The 3,873-nt window shown below is 44.6% G+C and carries 1 protein-coding gene; it reads left to right on the top strand.

Annotation, left to right across the window (positions count from 1 at the left end; translation table 11 throughout):
• Positions 1-3,873: hypothetical protein (locus GV030_RS15245; RefSeq protein ID WP_159583854.1), on the top strand; the 3,873-nt coding region annotated here is incomplete at both ends.

The raw sequence follows: 3,873 nt of genomic DNA, 5'->3' as shown, positions 1-3,873 counted from the left end.
CAGGGTCGGATACTACGGGTACTCAGGTCGCTGGACATGATTCTACATCTCTGGTCACTGGACTTGCTACAGGACAATACACCGTGTTCGTCGCGGATTCTACCTCGGGTTGTACTTCCACTCCTGTTTCTTTCTTCGTGGATGAAAATTTGGATTTGCCTACAGCCGTAAAAGATGTTGCCAATTCCGCTAAGAACACAGTTTGTGACGTCTCACTCACAAGCTCAGGAAGGTACAATGGTCTTTTGGCGATTGATCCGACAGGAGCCCCATCTGACTATACCTATGCATGGTATCTGGGCACAGACACCACTGGGAACATTTTACCGAATGATGGTTTGATTTCCAACGCGGACACACTTTCAGACGCTACCTTCATCTATCTCGATAGCATCCTTGGGGGATCATACACCTTGCTTTTACAAAACAAAGCCAACGGATGTAGCGATCTACTCATATTTAATCTGGCTGATTCAGCGGCTACGCCTCAGGTTCCTGCAACGGATGCGGCGGTTGACACAGTTGACGTTACCGTATGTATTGATGCGGCTACTTATCCAAATGGGGAGATTCAACTCATAGGCTCAGAGCTGATTCCGGCAGATGGCGATTTCCAGGTTAAATGGTATTATGGTTCCACAGTTAATTCAGCAAAACTCATTTCCAATGGAAGCAACATGGGAACGCTCCGTGGAGTGGGTGCTTATAATGCTTCTGTTGACTTAACCGATTCACTTCACCTAATCAACGTAGACCCGGGTAACTATACCGTTGAGATTATCGATCTCAACACGGGATGTACCTCAGTCAAGCTCACTATTCCTGTTGCTCAGGATACCGAGTCATTTACAGCTGATGCTGGTGTAATACAAGATCAGTTTTCTTGCAATGTAAGTGCGCCCATTGGTAAAATCGGAGCAGAACAAACTGGAGGAAGTAGCACCTATACTTACCAGTGGTTTAAAGGGGCGAGTATTAGTCCATCCAATATGATTGTGAACGATGGTGTACCTACAGGCCTGGCAGGCTACACAATGGTCACCTCAAATGCCGCTGGAGATACGATTAGTAATTTACCTTCAGGTCTATACAGGGTTAAAATTATTGATGATGCGACCAGTTGTTATAGTACTGACCAAGTAACCGTCATAGAGTCAATTCCAAGCTTCTCATTCACGCTTGATCAAACGGACCAGACTCGTTGTAATCTTGGAAACGGTAGCGCCTCAATTGACGCACTTACGGTGAACTTCACCAATGGAGTACCTAGAGGGTATTCAGACATTGCAGATACTACTTACCAATGGTATCAGGGTCAAACAGCCAACGCGGGGAGCATTCTCGCAGGTGAAACTTCGGATACATTGATTAACCGTAATGCCGATTGGTACACTTTAATTGTTTCATCTTCTGTAGGATGTACAAGTTCTGCGAAGAGTATTGAGATTGTTGATGCCGTTTCAGGGATTGGACCTACTATTGATATCACTTATGAAGAGTTACCGGATGGTTGCGATGGCATAGGCGGAAGAATCAGGGCTGATTTCGGAATTGGAGGAGATACCTACTCCTACTTCTGGTATGAAGGATCTTATGACTACACCAACATCACCAACGATCCTGATTCTTCGTTGGTGCTGGTAGACGGAGATGGATTAGTTAATGACCCATCAGCATCAGCTGTTATCGACACATCGTCAACCGCTACAACAGCCACTTTGGATAACATAGTGACCGGACTATATACAGTAGTTGCCATTAGTCAAACCACAGGTTGTAGGTATCAGGAGACTTATTACTTGCCGTTTAATGGAATTCAGGCTACTACAACGCTTACCATCAAACATGTGAGAAGCTGTCCTGACGATGGACAGGCATTTGTTTCTTTGGCAGACAATATCCGAATTACTTATACCACCTCGATTGGAACCTTTGCACTATTGGATACACTACAGCAAGGTGGATCAGTGGCTATTCTTAATGATACCACAGCTAATAGTTTCCAGGCTTCCATGATTTCAGGAGCTACTTTTGTAGATGGTGTCAATATCTCTGGACCAAGTGGATCACTCACTGGTGGAATTGACATCAGCGAAGAAGGCAATGGCACTTCAGGTGAAGTGGATGATATAGGAACTTACATTGTTTATTTGTATGCCGGTGACGGAGTTCCTGCAGATCGACATGCACCTTATGATGTGGTTAATTCTGAAGGTGATGTACTAAGATTCCCTTATTACTATGATTCTGATGACGGTATCATTTATGATGGTGACAACAATGTTCTGGATAGTACTGTCCCTGTCATTAATGGAGCCACAGTTGCTGAATTCTCATTCCTTCCTTCTGGGGCCTACACGGCAATTGCCCAACAAGATCCGGCCCTTTCAGGTGGTAATGAATGCTGGACACTGGCAGCAACGGATTCAGTATATCAAAAAGCATTCGATCCTGTTATAGATTCGACAGGTGTAAAAAACAATACCGTCTGTGATCCTGATTTCGCAGGAAGCTACAATGGAAATGTATACGTGCGTGTAAGAAAAGATGCGGCTCCAGACTCCACGACTATTGCATTTGATTTCCACTGGTTTGTTGGAAGTGATGTATCTGGAGGGCTTCACCACACAGATAATGTGGTAGACCCTGGTCCGTACGAGTCACTATTTAGCGATGCAGGAGACACCTTGGCCCCTGGAGATTACACGGTTGTAATTGAAACAATATCGAGTTTGGTTGGGAACAACGGCTGTACAGCTGACACACTGACTCTTACCATTCAGGATGCTCCAGAAGATCATAACCTGTTTAATGTTCATTGGGTAGATCTCACCGATTGCTCCCCTTCCAATCAAGGAATCATATCTGTAAGCAGTGATACTATGCTCACTGGGAATGTGAATGAGTATGAATATTTATTCCTTGCTAATTACCCTGGAACGGTTCCTGCTGATACCATTAAAGACTTCAGCAGTGATACCACGATCAACATGCAAAACCCTGGCATTTACTATGTGCAGGCCAGACACCTGACTACCGGCTGTATTACGGATCCAGTTCAGGTAGAGATCGACAGCATCACCACCCTACCCGAAGTAACGGTCACCCTAAATGCCATAGATAACTCGTGTGACGCAACGGACAATAATGGGTTAGGCCAGATTGACTTTACCATTGAAAATACAACGGGCACTGATGGTGATTACTATTACAAATGGTTTGTTGGCTCTGATACAACAGGAGCCGTAGTAACTGGGGGTACTGTTAATAATATCACCGGAACAGTCAATATCGTGTCTGGTGGAACCTATTCAGCTACCCTTGAAAACGTAGATGGTGGCCTTTATACACTCGCAGTAATTGACAGATCCAAACCAGACAGTCTCTGTTTTGTAAGCAGCACATTCAATCTTCTCGAGGATACCAAAGTAATTTCCGCTAGCAAAGCAGATGGTGATGTTGTGAAAGGTGACAACAATAATTGCGCCGGAACACCTAATGGATATATAACCGTAAAAACGGTTCAGGAAGATGGAGTACCAACCGCCATCAATGGTAATTATTCCATCAATTGGCCTGCATATGTAGCTGCCGCCGGAACCATCGGAACAACTGGTGCGGTGGCTTCAGATAGTGTCTATGCACTTCCATCCGGGACTTACAAATTCACTATTAGCAATAACATCACACTTTGTGAAAGTGATTCTATTTCGATTACAATCAGTGACGATACTGAGAATCCGCTCATCGAACTGGTAACCCTATCCGATGATACCTTCTGTGACCCTACTGCTGATACCGGAGATGGACAGCTTGAAGTGAAAATCACAGGTACTCCGGGAATCGATGTGACTGAATACCTCTTCAGATGGT

It is taken from the genome of Marinoscillum sp. 108 (assembly GCF_902506655.1).
Taxonomy (GTDB): domain Bacteria; phylum Bacteroidota; class Bacteroidia; order Cytophagales; family Cyclobacteriaceae; genus Marinoscillum; species Marinoscillum luteum.
Note: the sequence above shows the minus strand (reverse complement) of the source record. Positions and strands in the feature narration are given on the sequence as shown.